The organism is Pseudomonas paraveronii (genome assembly GCF_963681955.1).
Classification (GTDB): domain Bacteria; phylum Pseudomonadota; class Gammaproteobacteria; order Pseudomonadales; family Pseudomonadaceae; genus Aquipseudomonas; species Aquipseudomonas paraveronii.
The window spans coordinates 461788-486685 of the sequence record NZ_OY817130.1; the positions used below are offsets into that span (position 1 = coordinate 461788).

Here is a 24898-nt window from a genome sequence, read left to right on the forward strand (position 1 = left end):
CTGTAAGGCGGACAGTTAAACCGGATCGTCCATATAGCGCAGCGCCAAGCGCTCCGTTGCTTCCCGCGCCGCCGGCAACAGGTGCGGCGCGACCAGCATCATGATCTGGTACACCACCACCTGCACTTCGCCTTCGCGGTCGAGAATGCGCTGGTAGTCCAGGGAAAACAGCAGGGTCAGGGTGATCTGCTCCACCAGTTGGCCCAGTGCCTGGGTGCTGCTGACCAACTGCCCCGCCGCCTGCAACCGTGCGAGTAATGAAGCCAGGGTGCGCTTGAGCGCCGTGAGCAGGTGGCGAATGCCCCTGGCCAGCTTCGGCAGGCGCCCCGCCAGGTTCGACAGGTCCTGGAACAGAAACCGGTAATGGGCCATGCGCTCGACAATCAGGTGCAGGAACAGCCAGTAATCCTGGGCCTCCAGTTGCGCGCCCGGCGGCGGGTCGAGCAGGGGCGCCAGCTCACTCTGGAACCGCTCGAACAGCCCGAGCACCAGCGGCTCCTTGCCATGGAAGTGGTAGTAGAGGTTGCCGGGGCTGATCCCCATTTCATTGGCCACCTCCATGGTCGACACGTTCGGTTCGCCCTTGTGGTTGAACAACAGCAGGGCACATTCAAGGATACGGTCGCGGGTTTTCATCCGGTCTTCTTAAATAGGATCGTTGAGCTCAGCGGACCCGCACGTAAGTGCCTGGCGCTGCTTCCATCGGTGGGTAATTCTGGTTGCCCAGGGCGGTGAGGGTTTCGCGTTGTACGCCCGAGCGCTGTTGAATCCACGCCAGCCACTGTGGCCACCAACTGCCTTCGACGTGGCTGGCGTCGTAGTACCAGGCGCGTGGGTCGCTGCTCAGCTTGAGGTTCTCGACGTAGTTGGCCTTGGGGTTGCCCGGCGGGTTGAGGATGCTCTGGATATGCCCGCTGTTGGACAACACGAAGCGCCGCTCACCGCCCAGTAACTGCGTGGAGCGGTACACCGCGTCCCATGGCGTGATGTGATCGTTGATCCCGGCCACGCTGAAGCTGTCCACCGTGACCTTTTGCAGGTCGATGGGCGTGCCGCACACCTCCAGGCCACCGGGATGGCTCAACGGGTTGTGCTTGAAGAAGTCCAGCAGGTCGCCGTGCAGGGCGGCGGGCAGGCGCGTGTTGTCGTTGTTCCAGTACAGGATGTCGAAGGCCGGCGGTTCCTTGCCCAGCAGGTAGTTGTTGATCCAGTAGTTCCAGATCAGGTCGTTGGGGCGCATCCAGGCAAACACCTTGGCCATGTCGCGACCATCCAACACACCCTGCTGGTAGGAGCGGCGCTTGGCGGCTTCCAGGGTTTGCTCGTCGACGAACAGGGTGGCGGGGCTGTCGATCTGGCTGTCGAGCAGGCTCACCAGATAGCTGGCGCTGGAGACGCGGCGCAGTTGGCGCTTGGCTTGCAGGTGGCCTTGCAGGGCCGCGATGGTCAGGCCGCCGGCACAGGCGCCCATCAGGTTGACCTCGCGGGCGCCGGTGATTGCGCGGCAGACGTTGAGTGCCTCCTCCAGCGCGGCCACATAGGTGGACAGCCCCCATTCGCGGTGGCGCACATCCGGGTTACGCCAGCTGACCATGAAGGTCTGCAGGCCGTTTTTCAGGGCGTATTGCACGAAACTGTTGGCCGGGCTCAGGTCGAAGATGTAGTACTTGTTGATTTGCGGCGGCACGATCAGCAGCGGTTTGGCGTACTGTTTTTCGCTCATGGGCTTGTACTGGATCAGCTCCAGCAGCTCATTGCGAAACACCACCGAGCCTGGGGTGGTGGCGACGGTCTTGCCCACTTCAAAGGCGTGCTTGCTGACCTGGCGCGGCAGGCCGTTGTTGTGCAGCAAGTCTTCGAACAGGTTGCTCACGCCGCGCACCACGCTGTTGCCGCCGGAGTTGAGCAACTCCTTGACGGCCAGCGGGTTGAGCAGGGTGTTGGAGGGCGATACCGCATCGTTGATCAGGGTGAACGCGAAGTGCGCACGGGCGCGGTCATCGGCGTTCAGGGTGCTGTCATCGATCCAGTGGCGGGTCTGTTTCTGCCAGCTCAAATACGCCTGCAGGCTACGCCGATACAGCGGGTTGAGGGCCCAGGTCGGGTCGATGAAGCGGCTGTCGTGAGGGTTGGGTTCATGCACCGTTTCGCCGAGCAGCACACGCCCCAGTTGGCCGCCGAGGGCCAGGGCATGACGGGCGGTATGCACCGGGTTGCGCAAACTGTGGGCTGCGACGCTACGCAGGGTTGACAGCAAGTCCCGGCCGCGCAGGCCGGTGATCGCATTTTGCGCGTTGATGAACACGGCAGGGGTGGGCGCCGGGTTCGTCACGGGTCTTTCTCGCATGAGCCAACACTCCTTCGTCAAGTCATCAACAGGCATGCCAATTCAGAACCATAGTCGGTTCTCGGCAAGTTGCGCGGCGGTGTGGTCCTTACACCGCCGGACGGGGATGAATCACCGCCCGCAGGCGTTCCTCCTCGAGAAATTTCATGATGATCGGCGCCACGGCTTCGGCGCGGGTGATCAGGAACAGGTGGCCATCATCGATGATGTGCAACTGTGCGTTGGGAATACGCCAGGCGAGCATGCGCATGTTGATCAGCGGGATCAGCGGGTCGTCGTCCCCGGCCAGCACCAGGGTCGGCTGACGGATCTTGTGCAGCCAGTGGATGCTGGTCCAGCCCAGCCCGGCGAACAGTTGCCAGTAGTAACCCAGCTTGCCGGCCGAGCGCACTTTGCTGGCGTGTTCGGCGGCCAGTTTCGAATCGCGACGGAACGAGCCGCCATAAATCATCGGCGCAATGCGCACCACGTGGGACGGCTGGATATAGCGCCGCGGGCTCGCCATCAGCCACAGCACTTTCGGCTTGCCTGGCACCATCACCGCACCGGCGGCGGTCGCGGCGAGAATCAGCTTCTTGCAGCGCTCCGGGTAGTCGTAGGCAAACTGCTGCGCCAGCGCGCCGCCCCAGGACACGCCCACTACATTCACCTGGCCGTAGTCCAGGTAATCGAGCATGCGCGCGGTGAGTTTGGCCAGGCCGGGAAAGCGATACGGCCGCTTGGGCGTGGAGGAACCGCCGACGCCCGGTACATCGAAGGCGATCACTTCCAGGTCCGGGTCCAGCGCCTGGACGAACGGAAACACCAGCTCGAGGTTGGCGCCGATGCCGTTGAAGATCAGCAGCGGCGTCAAGTGCGGCTTGCCCGGGCGTACCGCCGTGCGGATGGTTTGGCCATCCAGGTCGATGGTGCGGAAGATGAACGGTTGCGGCATGCTCAAGCCCTGTGAAGTGTTACCGCTAGAATGCACTCCAAATGTGGGAGGGGGCTTGCTCCCGACAGCATCACTGCGGTGTAACAGATGCACCGCGCCGCCTGCATCGGGGGCAAGCCCCCTCCCACATTTGATCCCATTTCAATCCCAAAAAAGTGTGCTCTAGCGTTCATGCACATAGGTACCCGGTGCGGCTTCGGCTGCGGCGTAGGTCTTGTTACCCAAACTCGTCGGTGCCTTCTTCAGCTTGCCCGCACGTTCTGCCTGCCACACTTGCCAATGCAACCACCAGGAATCCGTGTGCTTGGTCGCATTTTCCTGCCACTCCAGCGGTTTTCCCGCCAGGCTGTCGCTGGTCTGGTAGCGCGCCTTGGGGTTGCCCGGCGGGTTGAGAATGCTCTGGATATGCCCGCTGCTGGACAGCACAAACTCCACCTTGCCGCCAAACAGTTGCGCCGACTTGTAGCAGGATTGCCACGGCGTGATGTGGTCGTTGGTGCCGGCCAATGAGTAGATATCGGCTGTGACCTGCTTGAGGTCGATCGGCGTGCCGCACACCTCCAGGGCGTTGGCGCGCACCAGCGGGTTGTTCTTGAACAGCTCGATCAGGTCGCCGTGGAAGGCCGCCGGCAAGCGCGTGGTGTCGTTGTTCCAGAACAGGATGTCGAACACCGGCGGCTCGTTGCCCAGCAGGTAGTTGTTGACCCAGTAGTTCCAGATCAGGTCGTTGGGGCGCATCCAGGCAAATACCTTGGCCATGTCGCGGCCTTCCAGTACGCCGGCCTGGTAGGAATGGCGCTTGGCCGCTTCCAGCGTCTGTTCATCCACAAACAGCGCCACCTGAGTGTCCAGCGTGGTGTCGAGCACGCTCACCAGCAGGGTCAGGGCGTTGACCTTCTTCTCCCCCAGCGCCGCGTAGTGGCCGAGCAGGGCGGTGCAGGTGATGCCGCCGGAGCAGGCGCCGAGCATGTTGACGTCTTTGCTGCCGGTAATCGCGGTGACCACGTCGACCGCTTCCTTGAGCGCCTCGATATACGTCGACAGGCCCCACTCGCGCTGGGCCTTGGTCGGGTTACGCCAACTGACGATAAACGTCTGCTGGCCGTTGCGCAGGCAGAAACGCGCCAGGCTCTTATCCGGGCTCAGGTCGAAGACATAGAATTTGTTGATCTGCGGCGGCACCACCAGCAGCGGGCGTTCGTGGACCTGTTCGGTGATTGGCTTGTACTGGATCAGCTCCAGCACGTCATTGCGAAACACCACCGCGCCTTCGGTGGTGCCCAGGGACTTGCCCACTTCAAAGGCGCCCATGTTGACCTGGCTCGGCATGCCGCCGTTATGCACCATGTCCTTGGCCAGGTGGGACAGGCCGTCCAGCAGGCTTTTGCCGCCGGTTTCAAAAAAGCGTTTGACCGCCGCCGGGTTGGCCGCCGTGTTGGAGGGGGCCATGGCTTCGGTCATCAGGTTGATCACGAAGTGACCGCGGCTGATGTCCTGCTCTGACAGGTTGCTGTCGCCGATCCAGTCGTGCAGTTCCTTGCGCCACGCCAGGTAGGTTTGCAGGTAACGCTTGTAGAGTGGGTTCTGGCTCCAGGCCGGGTCGTGAAAGCGACGGTCATCGCTTTCGGGCACCAGCGCGGACTTGCCGAACATCACATTTTTCAATTCGACGCCAAAGTGGGCGACATGCTTGACGCTGTGCAACGGTTGTCTGATGGCTTGGCTCAGCACCATCTTCGCTGAGGCCAATAAGTCCTTTTTACGTAACGCGATGATCGGGTTCAGCCCCAAGGTGTTTTCCGAGGCCTGGCGTTTCAAGTCATCGTTATTCTTGTTACTCATCTACGACGCTCCATTGTCCGAAAGACGAGTACCGGGTACCGCTGCGCACCACCTTTCGATACACAACACAAGCCAGGTACTGCGACTCGGGTGACCGTTGATACCGCATCGTCAAATGCAGGGAACTTGCCAGTTCCATTGGTTACCCGAGTTTATTTTTTTTCGCAAGTGGGCCAATCATTGGCCACAGGAGTGGGCATTCAAGCAGATGGAATTAGAAAATGCCCTCTAAAGAGCAAGAAGCCTGGGCTAGAGCATCAGCCGCACGACCGACTGATCCGGGTCGCGGGTTTTTCCGGCCGCTTTGAGTTCGGCGAGGTAATCGATCCACAGCGCGTCCTGACGCACGGCCAATTGATAGAGGTAGTCCCAGGTGAACAATCCGCTGTCGTGTCCGTCGTCGAAGATCAATTTCAGTGCGTACTGACCGGCCGGTTCGATCTTGTTCAAGCGCACGTTGAGCTTGCCGAATTGCAGGATCGGTTTGCCGTGGCCCTGGACTTCGGCGGAAGGCGAATGTACCCGTAGGAATTCGGCGGGCAACTGGTAGACCTCGTCGGCGCCGTAGGTGAGGCCGAGGGTGTTTGAGGTTTTGTGCAGGTTTACAGCAGTAGGAAATTTCGACATTGATGAGGGTCCTGAATAAACCGGCTTCAAAATGTGGGAGGGGGCAAGCCCCCTCCCACATTGAAGCAAAGCAGCGCTGTGTGAGGTTTACAGGATATAGCGAGACAGATCTTCGTTCTGCGCCAATTCGCCCAGGTGGCTGTTGACGTAGTCGGCGTCGATCTGGATCGCTTCGCCATTTTGCGCACCGGCCAGGTCGCCGGCGCTGAAGGACACTTCCTCGAGCAGGCGCTCCAGCAAGGTATGCAGGCGACGGGCACCGATGTTCTCGGTCTTCTCGTTGACCTGCCAGGCGATTTCCGCCAGGCGCTTGATGCCGTCCGGCAGGAACTCGATGGCGAGGCCTTCGGTTTTCAGCAGCTCACGGTATTGCTCGGTGAGCGAGGCGTGCGGCTCGCTGAGGATGCGTTCGAAGTCGCCCGGGGTCAGCGCCTTGAGCTCCACACGAATCGGCAGGCGGCCTTGCAGTTCCGGCACCAGGTCGCTTGGCTTGCTCAGGTGGAATGCACCGGAGGCGATAAACAGGATGTGGTCGGTCTTGACCATGCCCAGCTTGGTGTTGACGGTGCAGCCTTCGATCAGCGGCAGCAGGTCGCGCTGTACGCCCTCGCGGGACACGTCGACGCCGCCGGAGTTGCCGCGCTTGGCCACCTTGTCGATCTCATCGATAAACACGATGCCATGCTGCTCGACCGCTTCCAGGGCCTTGGCCTTGAGTTCTTCCTCGTTGACCAGACGCCCGGCTTCTTCGTCGCGCACCAGTTTCAGCGCTTCCTTCACCTTGAGCTTGCGGCTTTTTTTCTTGCCCTTGCCCATGTTGGCGAACAGGTTTTGTAACTGGCTGGTCATTTCTTCCATGCCAGGCGGCGCGGAGATGTCGACGCCGGACATTTCGGCGACTTCGATCTCGATTTCCTTGTCGTCCAACTGGCCTTCACGCAGGCGCTTGCGGAACAGCTGGCGGGTGTTGGAATCCGAGGCCGGTGCGGCGTCTTCGTTGAAGCCCATGCGGGCCGGTGGCAGCAGGGCGTCGAGGATACGTTCCTCGGCGGCGTCTTCGGCGCGGTGGCTGACCTTGGTCATTTCCTGTTCGCGCAGCAGTTTCAGGGCGGCGTCGGCCAGGTCACGAATGATCGACTCGACGTCACGGCCCACGTAGCCGACTTCGGTGAACTTGGTCGCTTCGACCTTGATGAACGGGGCATTGGCCAGCTTGGCCAGGCGCCGGGCGATCTCGGTTTTACCGACGCCGGTCGGGCCGATCATCAGGATGTTCTTCGGCGTTACTTCAACGCGCAGTTCTTCTGGCAGTTGCATCCGGCGCCAGCGGTTACGCAGCGCAATGGCAACGGCGCGCTTGGCATCGTCCTGGCCGATGATATGGCGATTGAGTTCATGGACGATTTCGCGGGGAGTCATGGACATAATGTTTGCGGTCCTCAAGCGGGAATAAGCCTACGGCTTACTCGGCGAGGTCCTGCTCCTCAATGGTGAAGTTGTGGTTGGTGAACACGCAGATATCGCCGGCGATACCGAGGGCGGTCTCGACGATTTCGCGGGCCGACAGGTCGGTTTTCTTCAACAGTGCGCTGGCCGCCGCTTGGGCGAAGCCACCGCCGGAGCCCATGGCGATCAGGCCGTGTTCAGGCTCAACCACATCGCCGTTACCGGTGATGATCAGGGACGCGTCTTTGTTGGCGACGGCCAGCATGGCTTCGAGGCGGCTGAGAGAGCGGTCGGTGCGCCATTCTTTGGCGAGTTCGACGGCGGCGCGAACCAGATGGCCCTGGTGTTTTTCCAGTTGGCCTTCGAAACGCTCGAACAGGGTGAAGGCGTCGGCGGTAGCGCCGGCAAAGCCCGCGAGCACCTGGCCGTGGTACAGGAGGCGCACTTTTTTCGCGTTGCCTTTCATCACGGTATTGCCAAGGGAAACCTGGCCGTCGCCGCCCATGACGACTTTGCCGTGGCGACGTACTGAAACGATGGTGGTCAAGAGGAGAGTCTCCACGCAGCGGGGCGAAAATGCCCTGGTGGGAACTGATATGGGGGTAGCGGGGATGATTTCAACCTTGGGAGGTTGGTACGGACGAATGGTGTCTATTGATCTGACACACTTTCGAGAACCGCCTAAAACCCAATGTGGGAGGGGGCTTGCCCCCGATCGCGGTGTATCAGTCGCCGAAAATATTGACTGATCTACCGCTATCGGGGGCAAGCCCCCTCCCACATTTTGATCTGTATTGGCTGTAGGTCAGCGGCTCTGGCGCTGTTGTAATAACAGGTTGCTAAAGCCCGCGCCGGCCAATTGTTTCTGCGCCACGGTCAGTTGTTCACGGTTGCTGAATGGCCCCACCAACACGCGATACCAGGTCGCATCCTTCACTGTGCCGGATTCCACCGTGACCGCCTGGCCCAGCAGGATGATCTGCGCACGCACGCGATCAGCGTCCGCCTGTTTCGGGAACGAGCCCGCCTGCAGGAAGAACTTGGTCACCGGCGCGGCCTTGGTGGTCGCAACCGGTGGCGGTGGCGGCGGGGTGATCCCGGCCAGCGCGGCCTGGGCTCGTGCCGTGTCGATTTTGGCCGCTTCCGCCGGGGTGACCGGCGTGGTCGGTACTTGCGGCGTCGGCAGGGTTTTCTCCGGCACGGCGTCGGGCGGCACGATCACTTCCGATTCTGGCAGCAGGGTGTAGAAGTCGTACTTGGGCTTCACCGGCGCGGTCGGGCTTGGCGCGGTCTTGTTGGCTTCGGCCATTTTCGTGGCTTTTTGCTGCTCCTGTTTGACCCGTTTGACGTCATCGCCCTGGCCGGGGTCCAGCTTCATCAAAAATACGATAAACGCGCCGACCGTGAGGCCGATGGCCATCCACAGCCAGCCCGGAATAGGCTGCTTCGCCGGTGCCTGGTAGCGGCTGGCGCCGCGCTTGGGTGCAGGTTTTTTCTTGGCAGCCAACTTACATACGCTCCAGAGTTTCCAGGCCCAACAGTTCCAGGCCTTGCTTGAGGGTCCGTCCAGCCAGTGCGGCGAGGCGCAGGCGACTTTGCTTGTGGGCTTCGTCGTCGGCGGTGAGGATCGGGCAGTTCTCGTAGAAGCTGGAGAACAGCCCGGCGACTTCGTACAGGTAAGTGCAGAGGATATGCGGCGTACCTTTCTCGCCGACGCTGTTCAGCACTTCAGCGAACTGCGCCAGCTTGGCGCCCAGTTCCTGTTCCTGGGGCGCTTCCAGCACGATCTGCCCCTGCACTTCGCTGAAGTCCTTGCCCAGCTTGCGGAACACCCCGGCCACGCGGGTATAGGCGTACAGCAGGTACGGCGCGGTGTTGCCTTCGAAGTTGAGCATCAGCTCGAAGTTGAAGCTGTAGTCGCTGGTGCGGTGCTTGGACAGGTCGGCGTATTTCACCGCGCCAATGCCTACCACGCGAGCGATGTTGCGCAGGTCGGCGTCCGCCAGCTCCGGGTTCTTTTCCTTCACCAGGTTGTAGGCACGTTCCTGGGCTTCGTTCAGCAGGTCGATCAGCTTCACGGTGCCGCCGTCACGGGTCTTGAACGGGCGGCCGTCGGCGCCGTTCATGGTGCCGAAACCCATGTGTTCCATGTGCATCGGGTGCGTGACGAAACCGGCGCGGCGCGCCACTTCGAACACCTGCTGGAAGTGCAGGGCCTGGCGCTGGTCGACGAAATACAGCGCACGGTCGGCCTTGAGCACGCCACTGCGGTAGCGCACGGCGGCCAGGTCGGTGGTGGCATAGAGGTAGCCGCCATCGGCCTTGACGATGATCACCGGCAGCGGCTCGCCCTCGGCGGTCTTGAATTCTTCGAGGAACACGCACTGCGCGCCGTTACTTTCCACCAGCAGGCCTTTGGCCTTGAGGTCGTTGACCACGTTGATCAGGTCGTCGTTGTAGGCGCTTTCGCCCATGACGTCGGCCATGGTCAGCTTGACGTTGAGCAGTTCGTAGATTTTCTGGCAGTGCGCCAGCGAGATCTCGCGAAAGCGCGACCACAGCGCCAGGCATTCCTTGTCACCGGCCTGCAGCTTGACCACCAGGCCACGGGCGCGGTCGGCGAAGGCTTCGGATTCGTCGAAACGCTTCTTCGCGGCGCGGTAGAAGTTTTCCAGGTCCGACAGCTCGTTGCTGGTGATCGGGTTTTCCTGCAGGTAAGCCATCAGCATGCCGAACTGGGTGCCCCAGTCGCCCACGTGGTTCTGACGGATCACGGTGTCGCCGAGAAACTCCAGCACCCGCGCCACGCCGTCGCCGATGATGGTCGAGCGCAGGTGGCCGACGTGCATCTCTTTGGCCAGGTTGGGCGCCGACAGGTCGATGGCCACGCGCTCGGCAGGGCCGGCCTTGCGCACGCCGATTTTGGCGTCGGCCAGGGCGGCGTCGAGGCGTGAAGCCAGGGCCTCGGTGTTCTGGAAGAGATTGATAAAGCCCGGGCCGGCGATTTCGGCCTTGCTCACCTGCGGATCGGCCGGCAGCGCGGCGATGATTTTCTCCGCCAGGTCGCGCGGCTTCATGCCGGCCGGCTTGGCCAGCATCATCGCGATGTTGCTGGCGAAGTCACCGTGGGTCTTGTCGCGGGTGTTTTCCACCTGGATCGCCGGCGTCAGGCCTTCAGGCAACACACCTTCGTTGACGAGTTGGGTGAGGGCTTGTTGGATCAGCTGGCGAATGGTGTCTTTCATGGTGTTCTCTTTCGACCGCAAGCGGTGGCGCGCGATGCGCAGGTGGAAAAACTGGGCATTATCCGTGGCGAGGGCGGGCTTGCCAACCGTTCCAGACCTGCGGGGCTTTTTAAGGGCATCCTGCCCACTGTAGGAGCGAGCTTGCTCGCGAAAATCGTCAACGATAACGCGGATATTCGGGTTTACGCGGTGCTCTCGGGTTTTTCGCGAGCAAGCTCGCTCCTACAGGGTTAGTACAAATCGACCGGGTCCACATCCATTGACCATCGCACCTGGCGCCCGCTGGGCATTTGCTCCAGCGCAAGTAACCAGCTACTTAATAGCCGATGCAGCGGCGCGCGGGACGTCGCCTGCAAGAGTAGCTGAGCGCGATACCGTCCGGCGCGGCGCTCCATGGGCGCGGGCACCGGGCCGAGCAATTCGATGCCGCTCAGGCCCAGCTCTGCGAGCAGACGTTCGGCGGCGCTGCAGGCTTCATCGAGAAACCCCTCCGCCTGCCCCGGCTTGTGGGCCTCGGCACGCAGCAGCGCGAGGTGGGCAAAGGGCGGCAGGCCGGCGGCGCGGCGTTCGCTCAAGGCCTGCTCGGCAAACGCGAAGTAACCTTGCTCGGTCAGTTGAATCAGCAGCGGATGGTCAGCCAGGTGGGTCTGGATGATCACCTTGCCCGGCTCCTCGGCCCGCCCGGCCCGCCCGGCGACTTGCACGATCAACTGCGCCATGCGCTCGCTGGCGCGGAAGTCGCCGGAGAACAAGCCGCCGTCGGCATCCAGGATCGACACCAGGGTCACCCGGGGGAAGTGATGTCCCTTGGCTAGCATCTGCGTGCCCACCAGGATGCACGGCTGGCCCTTCTGGATGGTGGCGAACAGCTGGTTCATCGCGTCCTTGCGCGAGGTGCTGTCGCGATCGACCCGCAGCACCGGGTAGTCCGGGAACAGGATGCCCAGGCGTTCTTCGGCGCGTTCGGTGCCCGCGCCAACCGGTCGCAGGTCGACTTTGCCACATTGCGGGCAATGGCGCGGTACACGTTCCACATGGCCGCAGTGATGGCAGCGCAACTCGCCATGGCGCTGGTGGACGGTCATGCGCGCATCGCAGCGCTCGCATTCGGACATCCAGCCGCAGTCATGGCACAACAAGGTCGGTGCGAAGCCGCGACGGTTGAGAAACACCAGGACTTGCTGGCCGGCGGCGAGGGTCTGGCCGATGGCTTGTTGCATCGGCCCGGAAATGCCGCTGTCCAGTGGTCGGCTTTTTACATCCAGACGTAGGAAGCGCGGTTGCTTGGCGCCGCCTGCGCGCTCATTCAGGCGCAGCAGGCCATAGCGGCCGGTGTAGGCGTTATGCAGGCTTTCCAGGGACGGCGTGGCCGAACCCAGCACGATCGGGATGTCTTCCTGGCGTGCGCGCACCAGGGCCAGGTCGCGGGCGTGGTAGCGCAGGCCTTCTTGCTGTTTGTACGAACCGTCGTGTTCTTCGTCGATGATGATCAGCCCGGGGTTTTTCATCGGGGTGAACAGCGCCGAGCGGGTGCCGATAATAATGTCGGCCTCGCCGTCCCGCGCTGCCAGCCACGACTCCAGGCGTTCACGGTCGTTGACCGCCGAATGCACCAGGGCGATGCGTGCGTTGAAGCGCTGTTCGAAACGCGCCAGGGTTTGCGGGCCTAGGTTGATCTCGGGGATCAGCACCAGCGCCTGTTTGCCGGCCTGCAGGGTTTCGCGGATCAACTGCAGATAGACTTCGGTCTTGCCGCTGCCGGTCACGCCGGCCAGCAGGAACGCGTGAAAGCTGTCAAAACCTGCGCGAATGGCTTCATAGGCCGCACGCTGTTCGGGGTTCAGCGGCAATTCCGGTTGGGCCAGCCAGTGTTCATGGCGCGGGTCCGGGGCGTGCTTGCGGATCTCGACTTGCACCAGGCCTTTGGCGAGCAGCAGGTCGAGGCTGTCTTTGCTCAGCATCAGCTTGCTCAAGAGCTGATGGGCCACGCCATGGGGGTGCTGGGCCAGTGTCGCCAGGGCCTCGCGCTGACGCGGAGCGCGGGCGATGCGCGGGTCGTCGAGACGGGCGCCGGGCACCGTCGACCAGAAGCGCTCCTGACGTGCTTCGGCCAACTCGCCCTGGCGCAGCAGCACCGGCAGCGCCCAGCTCAAGGTGTCGCCCAGGCTGTGCTGGTAATACTGGGCAGTCCACAGGCACAGCTTGAACAGCGCGGGCGGTAGCGGCGGCGTGGTGTCGAGGATGGCCACGGCGGGTTTGAGCTTTTCTGCCGGGACTTCGCTGTGATCGGCCACTTCTACCAGGATGCCGATCATTTCCCGTCGGCCAAACGGCACCCGCACCCGCATGCCCGGCTGCAACTGCGCCCGCAGCACGCCGGCCGGGGCCCGGTAGTCGAACAGGCGGCGCAGGGGCGAGGGCAGGGCTAGGCGCAAAATGGCGTCGGGCACGCAGGGGTTCTCTATAAAGGAGGGTGATGACGAAGGGCGGGAGCCTAGCAGACGAGGGATGCGTTGGGTATGCCGCGGTTTTCGGATGAAAGGGGCGTTGGTGTGCTGAATCGATGCAGAGCGGCGCTTGCGCGTTTAAAAAGGTCTGGTAGAATCCGCGGCCTAATTACGTGCGGTATTCGACAATGGTGTCGAGTGGCGGCACGCTAGCCTGAGGAAGTCACCATGAAAGCCGGTATCCATCCAGCGTACGAAACCATCGAAGTCACCTGCAGCTGCGGCAACAAGTTCGAAACCCGTTCGAACCTGTGCAAGCCACTGGGCACTGACGTATGCAACGAGTGCCACCCGTTCTACACCGGTAAGCAGAAAACTCTGGACACTGGCGGCCGTGTACAGCGCTTCGCAGATCGCTTTGGTGCTTTCGGCAAGAAGCCTGCTGCTACTCCAGCAGAGTAAGGCTCAAAAGCCCTATGGGCTTTTGCCAGCTGTTGAAAAAGGCGCCCCTTGTGGGCGCCTTTTTTGTGCCCGCGATTTGGCTGTCGGCGGCCAGGCAGGAACTCTAACGCGATTGCGCTTGTTGAAATCGATATCGGAAGAAAAATTGTAGACATTTTTTAAGTAGATTGTGAGCAGTTCGCTCCTTGTATCCCGCAGCTCTTGGCCAAAAGTCGTAGTGCATAGCCCTTGACACCACTGACTGTCCAGTCTTGTAGGGGCTTTACGACACGAGTATCCTCGGCGGTCCGTCGACCAACAGTAAAAGCGGAATGCCGATATGTCTGATTTGAAAACTGCCGCTCTCGAATATCATGCCCATCCTCGTCCAGGAAAGCTGAGTGTAGAGCTCACCAAAGCCACCGCCACCGCCCGTGACCTGTCGCTGGCCTACAGCCCTGGCGTTGCCGAGCCTGTACGTGAAATCGCCCGTGACCCTGAGTTGGCGTACAAATACACCGGCAAAGGCAACCTGGTTGCAGTGATTTCCGATGGCACCGCGATTCTCGGCCTGGGTAACCTCGGCCCATTGGCTTCCAAGCCAGTCATGGAAGGTAAAGGCGTGCTGTTCAAGCGCTTTGCCGGCATCGATGTGTTCGACATCGAAGTCGATTCCGAGAGCCCGCAGGCTTTCATCGACACCGTCAAGCGCATTTCCATCACCTTCGGTGGCATCAACCTGGAAGACATCAAGGCACCTGAGTGCTTCGAGATCGAAAAGGCCCTGATCGAGCAGTGCGACATTCCGGTATTCCACGATGACCAGCACGGCACCGCGATCGTTACTGCGGCCGGCATGATCAACGCCCTGGAAATCGCTGGCAAAACCCTGGCTGACGCCAAGATCGTCTGCCTGGGCGCCGGTGCTGCGGCCATCTCGTGCATGAAGCTGATCGTCAGCATGGGCGCCAAGCTGGAAAACATCTACATGGTCGACAGCAAGGGCGTGATCCAGTCCGAGCGTACCGACCTGAACCAGTACAAGGCGATGTTTGCGCATCCGTCCTCCAAGCGCACCCTGGCTGAAGCCCTCGACGGTGCCGACGTGTTCGTCGGCCTGTCCGGCCCGAACCTGCTGAGCGCTGAAGGCCTGAAGGCCATGGCGGCCAACCCGATCGTGTTCGCCTGCTCCAACCCGGACCCAGAAATCGCGCCGGAACTGGCACACGCCACCCGCGACGACGTGATCATGGCCACCGGCCGTTCGGACTACCCGAACCAGGTCAACAACGTACTGGGCTTCCCGTTCATCTTCCGTGGTGCCCTGGACGTTCGCGCCAAGCGCATCAACGAAGAAATGAAAGTGGCTGCCGCCAACGCCCTGCGTGAACTGGCCAAGCTGCCGGTGCCTCAGGATGTGTGCGATGCCTACGGCGGCGCCAAGCTGGAATTCGGTCGTGAATACATCATTCCGAAACCAATGGACAAGCGCCTGATCACCCTGATCTCCGACGCCGTGGCCAAAGCCGCGATCGAGACCGGTGTGGCCACCCTGCCGTATCCGAAAAACTACCCGCTGCAAAGCGTGGATGATGTGTTCAACGGCTAAGCCGTTGTAGCGCACCCACAAAAAGCCCCGGCTCTCGCGAGTCGGGGCTTTTTGCTGTGTGGCTATAAACCCGAGGCCTGGGCAGAACCAAATGTGGGAGGGGGGCTTGCCCCCGATAGTGGTGTGTCAGTCACCTGATGAGTTGACTGGTCCACTGCCATCGGGGGCAAGCCCCCTCCCACATTGGATCTGTGTTCAAACACAGACTCCGTCAGAACAGGTCGATCGGTGCCGCCTCGTCCGCCGGCAGCGGGCTGCCCGGCGCCACGCCATTGCCCAGTTCGTTGATCGACGGCGGCGTGTCTTCGCTCTTGAACAGCTCGAAGTACGCATTCGGCGTGCTCGGCGATGCCGCACGGCCACTGACCGGGTCGATCCGCAGGCTGAGGATGCCTTCCGGTTCTGGCTGGGTATGCAGCGGCTTGTCTTTCAGGGCCGCGCCCATGTAGCTCATCCAGATCGGCAGCGCGACGGTGCCGCCGAACTCGCGGCGGCCGAGGCTTTCCGGCTGGTCGTAGCCGGTCCACACGGTGGTCACGTAGTCGGCGTTGTAGCCGGAGAACCAGGCGTCCTTGGATTCGTTGGTGGTACCGGTCTTGCCTGCAATGTCCGCGCGGCCCAGGGCCAGTGCGCGGCGGCCGGTGCCTTTCTTGATCACGTCTTCCAGGATGCTGTTGAGGATGTAGGTGGTGCGGCCATCCACCACGCGCTCGGCCACCGCCGGCGCTTGCGGTTCAGGTGCGGCCGCCGGGTTGGCCACGGGCATTGCGCCTGGGGTCGGCTCGATGGTGATACCGCCGTTGCTTGGTGCGGCCAAGCCATCGCTGGCGGCCACGCCGTTGACCACATCACCCGGCACTCGTGGCGGGTTGGCGGTGAACAGGGTGTCGCCATTGCGGCTGTCGATCTTGTCGATCAGGTACGGCGTGATCTTGTAGCCGCCGTTGGCAAATGTGCTCCAGCCGGTGGCGATTTCCATCGGCGTGAGGGTCGCCGTCCCCAGGGCCAGGGACAGGTTTGGCGGCAGGTCCGCCTTGTTGAAACCAAAGCGCGTGATGTAGTCGATGGTCTTGTTCACGCCCATCGCCTGCAGCAAACGGATCGACACCAGGTTGCGCGACTTGTACAGCGCCTCGCGGATGCGGATCGGGCCGAGGAAGGTGTTGGTGTCGTTCTTCGGACGCCAGACCTTGTCCAGGTACTCGTCGACAAACACGATCGGGGCATCGTTGACCAGGCTGGCGGCGGTGTAGCCGTTGTCCAGGGCGGCACTGTAGACGAACGGCTTGAAGCTCGAGCCCGGCTGGCGCTTGGCCTGGGTGGCACGGTTGTAGTTGCTCTGCTCGAACGCGAAGCCGCCGACCAGGGCGCGGATCGCACCGTTCTGCGGGTCGAGGGAAACCAGCGCGCCTTGTGCGACTGGCACCTGGCTGAATTTCAGGCTGTCGTCTTTCTGGCGTTGCACGCGGATCAAGTCGCCCACCTGCGCCACGTCCGACGGCTGCTTGGGCATCGGGCCCATGCTGTTGGTGTTCAGGAATGGGCGCGCCCATTTCATGCTGTCCCACGCCACATGCGCTTCGCCGGTGCGGGTCAGTACCTGCACGCCGTCCTTCTTCACCTGGGTGACGATGGCCGGTTCCAGGCCGCTGATCGTGCGTTGTTTGCCGAGTTCGGTGGTCCAGGCGCTCAGGGTCTTGCCCGGCAGGCGCGATTCTGGGCCGCGGTAGCCGTGGCGCTGGTCGTAGGTGATCAGGCCTTCATGCACCGCGTTGTTGGCGATTTCCTGCAAGTCGCTCGGAACGGTCGTGGTCACGCGAAAGCCTTCGGTGTAAGCCTCGCTGCCATAACGGCCGACCATCTCGGCACGCGCCATTTCCGCGATATAAGGGGCGTTCACTTCCGGGGTCGGTACGTGGTAACTGGCGTTCAACGGCTCGGCCACCGCGCTTTCATAGGCGCTCTGGCTGATTTTGCCCAGCTTGTACATGCGCCCCAGAATCCAGTCGCGCCGCTCTTTGCTGCGCGCCGGGTTGGCCAGCGGGTTGAAGCGCGAGGGCGCCTTGGGCAGGCCGGCAATCATCGCCATCTGCGCCAGGCTGGCGTCACGAATCGACTTGCCGTAGTAGACCTGGGACGCGGCTTCGATGCCGTAGGCGCGGTTGCCCAGGTAGATCTTGTTGACGTACAGCTCAAGGATCTCGTCCTTGGTCAGCTGCCGCTCGATCTGCAGTGCCAGCAGGATCTCGGTGGCTTTGCGCGAAAAGCTGCGCTCGCTGGTGAGGAAGAAGTTCTTCGCCACTTGCATGGTGATCGTGCTGCCGCCGGATTGAATGTGTCCGCTTTTTACCAACTGCGTGGCGGCCCGTACCAGGCTGCTGGGGTCGACGCCGTAGTGGTTGGCGAAATTATCGTCCTCGGCCGACAGCAGGGCGTTGATGAAATTGGGCGGAATATCCGCGAAACGGATCGGGGTGCGGCGCATTTCGCCGAACTCCGCGATCAGCTTTTCATCGCTGCTGTAGACCCGCAAAGGAATCTGCAACTGGATGCTTCTCAGGGCCTCTACGGAGGGCAAACCCGGACTAAGGTAGAGGTAGGCGCCGCTGAGGACGAGCAGCAGCCCGCAAACGATGGCGACAATGGAGTACCCGAAAAACTTCAGCAGACGAATCAAGGCTTTTGGATTTCCAGAGAAAAGAATGGGTTAGGCGCCGGGGCATGCATGGCAAACGATGAATCGACCCGAGCTGCAGATAAAAAGCGGGAAAAAACGCTGGGCATTAAAGCATTTTTCAGCTTGGGGCGTCATTCGCGCCTCGCAAACAAGGCGACCGAATGCACGGTGCCCCGCGCCAATCAGGCGGTATGACAGGGAAAGTTTTAGGGAGTTTTATGGGAAAGGGATTTTTCAGGCAAAAAGTCGATACCGTCCTGGGTGTCGACATTCAGGACACGGGCATCCGGCTGATCGAACTCGGCCGCTCGCCCACTGGCTACAGCGTACAAAGCTATGCCACTCAGGCACTACCGGCCCAAACCGTGGTCGATAGCAGCATGCTCGACCTCGACGGCGTCGGGCAGGCGTTGTCCCAGGCGTTGGCCCGGTTGCGCACCTCGGCCCGCCAAGCGGCCGTGGCCGTGTCGGGCCCTTCGGTTATTACGCGGGTGATCGAGTTGGAGGCGGGGCTCAGTGAGGAAGAAATGACCTGGATGATCCAGATGGAGGCCGACCAGTACATCCCGTACCCGCTGGATGAGATGGCCCTGGATTTCCAGGTTCGCGGGCCATCGGCCCAGAATGGGGCGCGGGTTGATGTATTGCTCGTCGCGTGCCATAAGGCCCAGGTAGAGGCTCGCGTCGCGGTTTTGAGCCTGGCTGGGCTGGTGCCGAAGGTGGTGGATGTGGAAGCATTTGCATTGGCGCGCGCTTGCAGTCAGGATTTCGGCAGCTTCACGCCGGGCCATCGAGTCGATGGCGCACAATGGGCCGTGGATGCCCACGGGATGGGAATTGCTTGCGGGTTGGCCCTGAGGAGTTTCGCTTGATGACACGAATCAACCTTTTGCCCTGGCGCCAGGCGCTGGCGGAACGGCGGCGCAAATACTTCCTGGTGCTGCTGCTGGCGTTTGCCTGTGTGGCGCTTGCTGCCGTGTGGCTGGCCGATCAAGTGATCGACCAGGCGATTGACCGACAAGTGACGCGTAATAACCATCTGGACAAGGACGTTGCCATCCTTGACTCGCGCATCAAGACCATCGATGACCTGCAGGAGCAAAGCCAGCAATTGGCGGAGCGCATGAAGGTCGTGCAGGACTTGAGCGAAGCCCGTTCGGCCGGTGCCCAGCTCTTGGATCAGTTGGCCCGCGCGATGCCAGACGGCGTGCATTTGCATGAAGTGGTGGCGAAGGGCGATACCGTCAGTATCCGCGGCAGCGCCGATTCCAGCCAGGACATCGCCCAACTGATGCGCCGCCTGCAGGCCTCCGAAGGCGCCCACGCCACTCGACTGCAACGTGTGCGGATGGAAGATGACCAGGGCGGCAACGAGTTTCAATTGACGGTGCGCCAGGGAGAGTCCGTCGAGGCCCAGCCGTGAGCCTGCCCAGGCTCGACTTTTCCGCTCTCACCCACAACGCTACGAAATGGCCCTTGCCCGCCAAGGCCGTGCTCGGCTGCGCGCTCGCCGGCCTGGTGCTGTGGGTGGGCGATGGGATGTACCTGAGCCCGTCGCGGGAGCGGTTGCAGGGGATCGAGGCGCAGGGCGTCGTCTTGCAGCGCCAGGTCGCCGAAAAGGCGGGCCTTGCCGCCAGTCTTGAGGCGCGCAGCCTGCAGTTTCAGGCGATGCAGGCGCGCTTTACCGGGCTGTTGCAGCAGTTGCCTGGCGCGTCCGGGGTACCCGCTTTGCTCGAAGATATTGCCCGGCTGGGCGCGGCCAATGCGGTGCTCGTCGACGAGATCGTGCTGTTGGATGAGCAGCCCCGGCCACTCTATATCGAGCAGCCGTTACACCTGCGCGTCACCGGGGCTTATCACGACCTGGCGATGTTTGTGAGCGCCTTGGGCGGCTTGCCGCGCATCGTCACGGTGCATGATGTCGCGCTGCGAGTGGATGGGGCGGCATTGCGCCTGGAGTTGCTGGCCAAGACGTATCGCAATCCGTCACCGGGCGCTCAGCCGGACCAGGCCTTTGAGCCTGGGCCGCGCTTTGTCTATGACGCGCTTGCCTTGCGCAATCCGTTCCGGCCACGCGCCTTGCAGGTCGATCACGTGCCTGGCCGGCCCGCGCTCGCGCCAGACCCCGACCGCGCCCGCGGAGCCCTGGAAGGTATCGCCGTCGACCAGTTCGAAATGGTCGGCACGCTGTCCCGAGGCATGCAAACCTTCGCCCTGCTACGTGCCGCGGCCACCGTCCACAGGCTGGCGGTCGGCGATTACCTGGGGCCGGACCACGGTCGGGTCACGGCCATTGCTGAAGGCTATGTCGAATTGGTCGAGTTGTTTCCCGACGAACAGGGCGCATGGCTGGAGCGCCCGCGAACCCTCGTGCTAAACGTCAACTCATAACGGAATCAAACAATGAAAAGGACTTTCTCGTCCTTCGGTGTGGCGCTATGGATAGCGTTCACGGCACCGATGGCTGCTGCTGTGCCCAATCGTGTGGATCTGATCCAACTGCCGCCTCCCGGCAGTGCGGCATCAGGCACCTATACCGGCGACAAGCTGAACCTCAACTTCCAGAACATCGAGCTGCGCGCTGTGTTGCAGCAGATTGCCGATGTGGCGGGCCTGAACCTGGTCGCCAGCGACGATGTGCAAGGTTCGATCACCCTGCGGCTCAAGGGCGTGCCTTGGGATCAGGCGCTGGACCTGGTGTTGCAAAGCAAGGGGCTGGACAAGCGAATAAAGGCCGGCGTGCTGTTGGTGGCGCCCGCCGAAGAGTTGGCCGCGCGCGAACTGCTGACGCTGGAGGCGCGCAAGCAGATGGCCGAACTGGCGCCATTGCGTCGCGAGCTGCTGCAGGTCAATTACGCCAAGGCTGCGGACCTGGCCAAGTTGTTCCAGTCGGTGACCGGCCTGGAGGGCACCACCGATGAGCGCGGGTCGGTGGCGGTGGATGACCGCACCAATAACATCATTGCCTACCAGACCGGCGAGCGCCTGGAAGAGCTGCGGCGCATCGTGGCGCAGTTGGACATTCCGGTGCGCCAGGTGATGATTGAAGCGCGGATTGTCGAGGCCAATGTCGACTACGACAAAAGCCTGGGCGTGCGCTGGGGAGGGCAGGTCAATCGCGGCAACTGGGGCGCCGGTGGTATCCAGCAACCTCCGGCGCCGGGGGCGGAGCCTGTGGACAATCCACCCAGTGCGCCCTTCGTCGACTTGGGTGCGCTCACCGGCACCTCCGGCTTGGGTATCGCGTTTATCACCGACAACCTGCTGCTGGACCTGGAACTGACCGCCATGGAGAAAACCGGCAACGGCGAGATCGTCTCGCAGCCCAAGGTGGTCACGTCCGACAAGGAAACTGCGCGCATCCTCAAGGGCACTGAGATTCCCTACCAGGAATCCAGCTCCAGCGGCGCCACCTCGGTGTCGTTCAAGGAGGCTTCGCTGTCCCTGGAGGTCACCCCGCAAATCACGCCTGACGACCGCGTGATCATGGAGGTGAAAGTCACCAAGGATGAGCCGGATTATCTGAACAAACTCAACGACGTACCGCCGATCAAGAAAAACGAGGTCAACGCCAAGGTGCTGGTCAGGGACGGCGAGACCATCGTGATTGGCGGGGTTTTCTCCAATACCCAAAGCAAAGTGGTAGATAAAGTGCCATTTTTGGGCGATGTGCCGTATCTTGGCCGCCTTTTCCGGCGCGATGTGCTGGCGGAGAAAAAATCCGAGCTGCTGGTATTCCTGACTCCGCGTATTATGAATAACCAGGCGATTGCTGTGAGTCGTTGATTCTGTGCGAAATTTGATTCTTGTAGGACCGATGGGCGCTGGAAAAAGCACCATCGGCCGTTTGCTGGCCAAAGAGCTGCGCCTGCCATTCAAAGACTCCGATAAGGAAATTGAATTGCGCACGGGTGCCAATATCCCGTGGATCTTCGATAAGGAAGGCGAGCTGGGCTTTCGTGATCGTGAGCAGGCGATGATTGCCGAGCTGTGCGGCTGCGATGGCGTGGTCTTGGCGACCGGCGGCGGTGCCGTGATGCGCGAGGAGAACCGCCGGGCACTGCATGCCGGTGGTCGGGTGGTCTATCTGCATGCGTCGGTCGAGCAGCAGGTGGGGCGCACCGCGCGCGATCGCAATCGCCCACTGCTGCGCACCGCCGACCCGGCGAAAACCCTGCGGGATCTGCTGGCGCTGCGCGATCCGCTGTATCGGGAAATCGCCGATCTGGTGGTGGAAACCGATGAGCGGCCACCTCGGATGGTGGTGCTCGACATTCTTGAGCGCCTGCAACGGCTGCCACCCCGTTAAAGCCAGGCCCGAAATGCGCTATTCTCGGCGGCGCGCTATCACCCTGTGGGGTGTGGCGTAGAGCCATCAGGCGACGTCGGATCGCGACGTTGCCGGTCGTTAATACATCTTCAACGCGGGGACACATGCAGACACTTAAGGTCGATCTAGGCGAGCGCAGCTATCCGATCCATATTGGCGAAGGTCTGCTGGACCAACCCGAGTTGCTCGCACCGCATATTGCCGGGCGGCAAGTGGCGATCATCTCCAATGAAACGGTCGCGCCGCTGTATCTTGAGCGTCTGAGCCGCAGCCTGGCGGCGTACTCGGTGATCTCCGTGGTGCTGCCCGACGGCGAAGCCCATAAGAACTGGGAAACCCTGCAACTGATCTTCGATGGCTTGCTGAGCGCACGCCATGATCGGCGCACCACCGTGGTCGCCCTCGGTGGCGGCGTGATTGGTGACATGGCCGGTTTTGCAGCCGCCTGCTACCAGCGCGGCGTAGATTTCATCCAGGTGCCGACCACCCTGCTGTCCCAGGTCGATTCGTCGGTGGGCGGCAAGACCGGCATCAACCATCCGCTGGGCAAAAACATGGTGGGCGCGTTCTACCAGCCTCAGGCCGTGCTGATCGACACCGCGACCCTCAACACCTTGCCACCGCGCGAACTGTCGGCGGGCCTGGCGGAAGTCATCAAGTACGGGCTGATCTGTGACGAACCGTTCCTGACCTGGCTGGAAGAACATGTCGACGCCCTGCGCGCGCTCGACCAAGTGGCGCTGACCGAGGCGATCTCGCGTTCCTGCGCCGCCAAGGCGCTGGTGGTGAATGCCGACGAACGGGAGTCCGGTGTTCGGGCCACCTTGAACCTGGGCCACACCTTCGGCCATGCGATCGAAACGCACATGGGCTATGGTGTGTGGTTGCATGGGGAAGCCGTAGCGGCTGGCACAGTGATGGCATTGGAGATGTCGCAACGCCTGGGCTGGATCAGCGCCCAAGAGCGGGATCGGGGCATCCGCCTGTTCCAGCGCGCCGGGTTGCCGGTGATCCCGCCCGAGGAGATGAGTGAGGCGGATTTCCTCGAACATATGGCGATAGACAAGAAAGTGATCGACGGTCGACTGCGACTGGTGCTGCTGCGTCGCATAGGCGAAGCGGTGGTGACCGACGATTATCCGAAAGAGATTTTACAGGCCACGCTGGGAGCGGATTACCGCGCCCTGGCCCAGCTTAAAGGTTAATAAGAGCCCGATGACTAGTTTGCATGCCGACGAGGCGTTCCTCGGCCATTACCAGTTAAGCCACGACCCCTTCGCTCCACGGGTGCCTGGTTTCAAATTCTTCCCTGCGCAGCGCAAACCGGTGCTCGGGCAGTTGCATCACCTGGCGCGCTACAGCCAGTTGTTGCTGGTCGTCACCGGCCCGTTGGGCAGCGGCAAGACCTTGCTGCGCCAGGCGCTGGTCGCCAGCACCAACAAGCAATCGGTGCAAAGCGTGGTGGTGTCGGCGCGTGGCGCCGGTGATGCGGCCGGAGTGCTGCGCCAGGTGGCCCAGGCCCTGGACGTTGCCAGCGCCGAGCCGAATGCGATTCTCAAGCAAGTGGTGCAGCTGGGCCTGACCGGCCAGGAAGTCTACCTGCTGGTGGACGACGCCGAGCAGCTTGACGAGTCGGCCCTCGAGGCGCTGCTGGCGCTGGCAGCGGGTACGCCGGAAGGCCGTCCGCATGTGTTCCTGTTCGGTGAATCGTCCCTGATCGCCGCTCTGGAGCAGATCAGCGGCGAGCAGGAGCTGTTCCACGTCATCGAATTGCAGCCGTATGAAGAGGAAGAAACCCGCGAATACCTGGCGCAACGTCTCGAAGGCGCCGGGCAGGGCATCGAACTTTTTTCCGCTCAGCAGATCTCTGATATTCACGAAAGCTCCGACGGCTGGCCTGGCACCATTAATCAGGTCGCCCGGGATGCCATGATTGAAGCCATGATTGCCAGCCGCTCTGCGGTCAAGCGTCCAAAGATGGGGTTCACTATGCCTAAGAAGCACGTATTGGCTATTTCCGCCGTTGTCGTGGTCGCTGTCGCCGCCGCCTGGTTGATCCCGGGTCGCAGCAAGGCACCGACCACTGCCGGCGCGCCAACCGAACAGGCGCAGTTGCCACTGGGTAAACCGACGCCAAATGTCGAATTCGCCAACTCCGGCCAACCGACCAGCCTGCCGATGGTCGGCCAGCCTGTCATGCGCGGCCCGCTCGCCGAAGAAGCAGGCGGTATCTCCGAAGGCGACGACGGCGTGCCGGTGGAAGGCTCCAGTGCCACACCGCCGACCGTGACCACCACTGCGCCACCTGCGGGCGTCCCCGCCGGCCAACCGGCGGCAAAACCAACGCCTGCGCCTACGGTCGCGACTGCCAAGCCGGCGCCCGTCACCAAGCCGGTCGCGCCAGCGCCTGTCGCCAAGCCAGCTCCGGCCCCGGCCGCCAAACCGGCGGAAAAACCGGTGACTGTCGCCAAGGCCGGCGCCACCGGTAGCAGTTGGTACACCAGCCAGCCCAGCGGTAACTTCGTGGTGCAGATCCTCGGCACCAGCTCCGAAGCCAACGCTCAAGCCTTCGTCAAGGAGCAGGGCGGCGAGTACCGTTATTTCAAGAAAGTGCTCAACGGCAAGCCTCTTTACGTGATCACTTACGGCAGCTTCTCAAGCCGTGCCGCCGCCGATACCGCTATCAAAGCCTTGCCAGCGAAGGTTCAGGCTGGTAAACCTTGGCCTCGCACTGTTGCCAGCGTTCAACAAGAACTGGCAGCAACTCGCTGAAGATCCGGCGGCCTTACCCAGGCCGCCCTCCCGGCACCTCAAAAAAAACCGCAAGTGCGTGCAGCCCTCAAGGCCGCGCGCGTTGTGGTGTCTGCGTCACAGTGGCTTTTGAGTCGTAGCGGTCAAAATTAAAAAAGTTTTGACTAGCACAGCATATCGCTTTAAACCTTTCATAAATGCG

At 62.1% G+C, this 24898-nt stretch carries 20 protein-coding genes and 1 pseudogene; 10 read left to right on the plus strand and 11 right to left on the minus strand.

The window, feature by feature from the left end; genetic code table 11:
- Positions 1-15: 15 nt before the first annotated feature.
- The 10 genes from U5A08_RS01995 to U5A08_RS02040 form a co-directional block, all read right to left on the minus strand.
- Entirely contained in the window at positions 16-636 is a 621-nt protein-coding gene (locus U5A08_RS01995; RefSeq protein WP_253392870.1) for a TetR/AcrR family transcriptional regulator, read from the minus strand.
- Positions 637-664: 28 nt separating this feature from the next.
- Positions 665-2347, minus strand: coding sequence for a class II poly(R)-hydroxyalkanoic acid synthase (gene phaC, locus U5A08_RS02000; protein ID WP_253392872.1), 1683 nt, complete (start codon positions 2345-2347; stop codon positions 665-667).
- Between the two features lie 88 nt (positions 2348-2435).
- Positions 2436-3281 (minus strand): poly(3-hydroxyalkanoate) depolymerase, encoded by an 846-nt coding sequence (phaZ, locus tag U5A08_RS02005; protein WP_247399872.1) that lies wholly within the window; start codon positions 3279-3281, stop codon positions 2436-2438.
- Between the two features lie 162 nt (positions 3282-3443).
- Positions 3444-5123 carry a class II poly(R)-hydroxyalkanoic acid synthase gene (gene phaC / locus U5A08_RS02010; protein ID WP_253392874.1) on the minus strand — a complete coding sequence of 560 codons (1680 nt, stop codon included), beginning with the start codon at positions 5121-5123 and terminating at the stop codon, positions 3444-3446.
- Between the two features lie 249 nt (positions 5124-5372).
- Entirely contained in the window at positions 5373-5750 is a 378-nt protein-coding gene (locus tag U5A08_RS02015) for a gamma-butyrobetaine hydroxylase family protein (RefSeq protein ID WP_253392876.1), read from the minus strand.
- Between the two features lie 87 nt (positions 5751-5837).
- A complete protein-coding gene (hslU, locus tag U5A08_RS02020; RefSeq protein WP_247399881.1) occupies positions 5838-7175 on the minus strand; it encodes an ATP-dependent protease ATPase subunit HslU in 1338 nt (445 codons plus the stop codon).
- 37 nt (positions 7176-7212) lie between these two features.
- Positions 7213-7743, minus strand: a complete 531-nt coding sequence (gene hslV / locus U5A08_RS02025; RefSeq protein ID WP_247399883.1) for an ATP-dependent protease subunit HslV — start codon at positions 7741-7743, stop codon at positions 7213-7215.
- A 258-nt stretch (positions 7744-8001) separates the two neighbouring features.
- A complete protein-coding gene (locus U5A08_RS02030; RefSeq protein WP_253392878.1) occupies positions 8002-8703 on the minus strand; it encodes an SPOR domain-containing protein in 702 nt (233 codons plus the stop codon).
- Between the two features lies 1 nt (position 8704).
- On the minus strand, positions 8705-10441 hold the full coding sequence (argS, locus tag U5A08_RS02035) for an arginine--tRNA ligase (protein WP_253392880.1): 1737 nt from the start codon (positions 10439-10441) through the stop codon (positions 8705-8707).
- Between the two features lie 230 nt (positions 10442-10671).
- The gene (locus U5A08_RS02040) at positions 10672-12891 is read right to left on the minus strand and encodes a primosomal protein N' (protein ID WP_321850064.1); all 2220 of its coding nucleotides are present in this window, start codon (positions 12889-12891) and stop codon (positions 10672-10674) included.
- A 225-nt stretch (positions 12892-13116) separates the two neighbouring features.
- Between U5A08_RS02040 and rpmE the strand changes: the two genes are divergently transcribed.
- A complete protein-coding gene (gene rpmE, locus U5A08_RS02045; RefSeq protein WP_247406541.1) occupies positions 13117-13350 on the plus strand; it encodes a 50S ribosomal protein L31 in 234 nt (77 codons plus the stop codon).
- A gap of 319 nt (positions 13351-13669) precedes the next feature.
- Complete coding sequence (locus U5A08_RS02055; RefSeq protein ID WP_253392886.1) at positions 13670-14938, plus strand: malic enzyme-like NAD(P)-binding protein; 1269 nt, start codon at positions 13670-13672, stop codon at positions 14936-14938.
- A 211-nt stretch (positions 14939-15149) separates the two neighbouring features.
- Here U5A08_RS02055 and U5A08_RS02060 read toward each other — a convergent pair whose 3' ends face one another.
- Positions 15150-17612 carry a penicillin-binding protein 1A gene (locus tag U5A08_RS02060; protein ID WP_425262840.1) on the minus strand — a complete coding sequence of 821 codons (2463 nt, stop codon included), beginning with the start codon at positions 17610-17612 and terminating at the stop codon, positions 15150-15152.
- Positions 17613-17663: 51 nt separating this feature from the next.
- Between U5A08_RS02060 and U5A08_RS02065 the strand changes: the two genes are divergently transcribed.
- The 8 genes and pseudogenes from U5A08_RS02065 to U5A08_RS02100 all read left to right on the plus strand — a co-directional run bounded on the left by U5A08_RS02065 (position 17664) and on the right by U5A08_RS02100 (position 24717).
- A complete protein-coding gene (locus tag U5A08_RS02065; protein ID WP_321850066.1) occupies positions 17664-17810 on the plus strand; it encodes a hypothetical protein in 147 nt (48 codons plus the stop codon).
- 23 nt (positions 17811-17833) lie between these two features.
- Positions 17834-18487, plus strand: a complete 654-nt coding sequence (pilM, locus tag U5A08_RS02070; protein WP_321850068.1) for a type IV pilus biogenesis protein PilM — start codon at positions 17834-17836, stop codon at positions 18485-18487.
- Entirely contained in the window at positions 18487-19038 is a 552-nt protein-coding gene (locus U5A08_RS02075) for a PilN domain-containing protein (RefSeq protein ID WP_253392894.1), read from the plus strand. The genes pilM and U5A08_RS02075 overlap by 1 nt, the downstream gene beginning before the upstream one ends.
- The gene (locus U5A08_RS02080; protein ID WP_321850070.1) at positions 19035-20006 is read left to right on the plus strand and encodes a pilus assembly protein PilP; all 972 of its coding nucleotides are present in this window, start codon (positions 19035-19037) and stop codon (positions 20004-20006) included. Before U5A08_RS02075 ends, U5A08_RS02080 begins: the two co-directional genes overlap by 4 nt.
- 141 nt (positions 20007-20147) lie before the next feature.
- A pseudogene (locus U5A08_RS02085) lies at positions 20148-21401 on the plus strand (type IV pilus secretin PilQ); the annotation flags it as partial.
- A 4-nt stretch (positions 21402-21405) separates the two neighbouring features.
- Positions 21406-21924, plus strand: coding sequence for a shikimate kinase AroK (gene aroK, locus U5A08_RS02090; RefSeq protein ID WP_024072964.1), 519 nt, complete (start codon positions 21406-21408; stop codon positions 21922-21924).
- A gap of 125 nt (positions 21925-22049) precedes the next feature.
- Positions 22050-23150 carry a 3-dehydroquinate synthase gene (gene aroB / locus U5A08_RS02095; RefSeq protein ID WP_321850073.1) on the plus strand — a complete coding sequence of 367 codons (1101 nt, stop codon included), beginning with the start codon at positions 22050-22052 and terminating at the stop codon, positions 23148-23150.
- Between the two features lie 10 nt (positions 23151-23160).
- Positions 23161-24717: an SPOR domain-containing protein gene (locus U5A08_RS02100; protein ID WP_321850074.1), complete on the plus strand. Its 1557-nt coding sequence runs from the start codon at positions 23161-23163 to the stop codon at positions 24715-24717.
- The last annotated feature ends 181 nt before the right edge of the window (positions 24718-24898 follow it).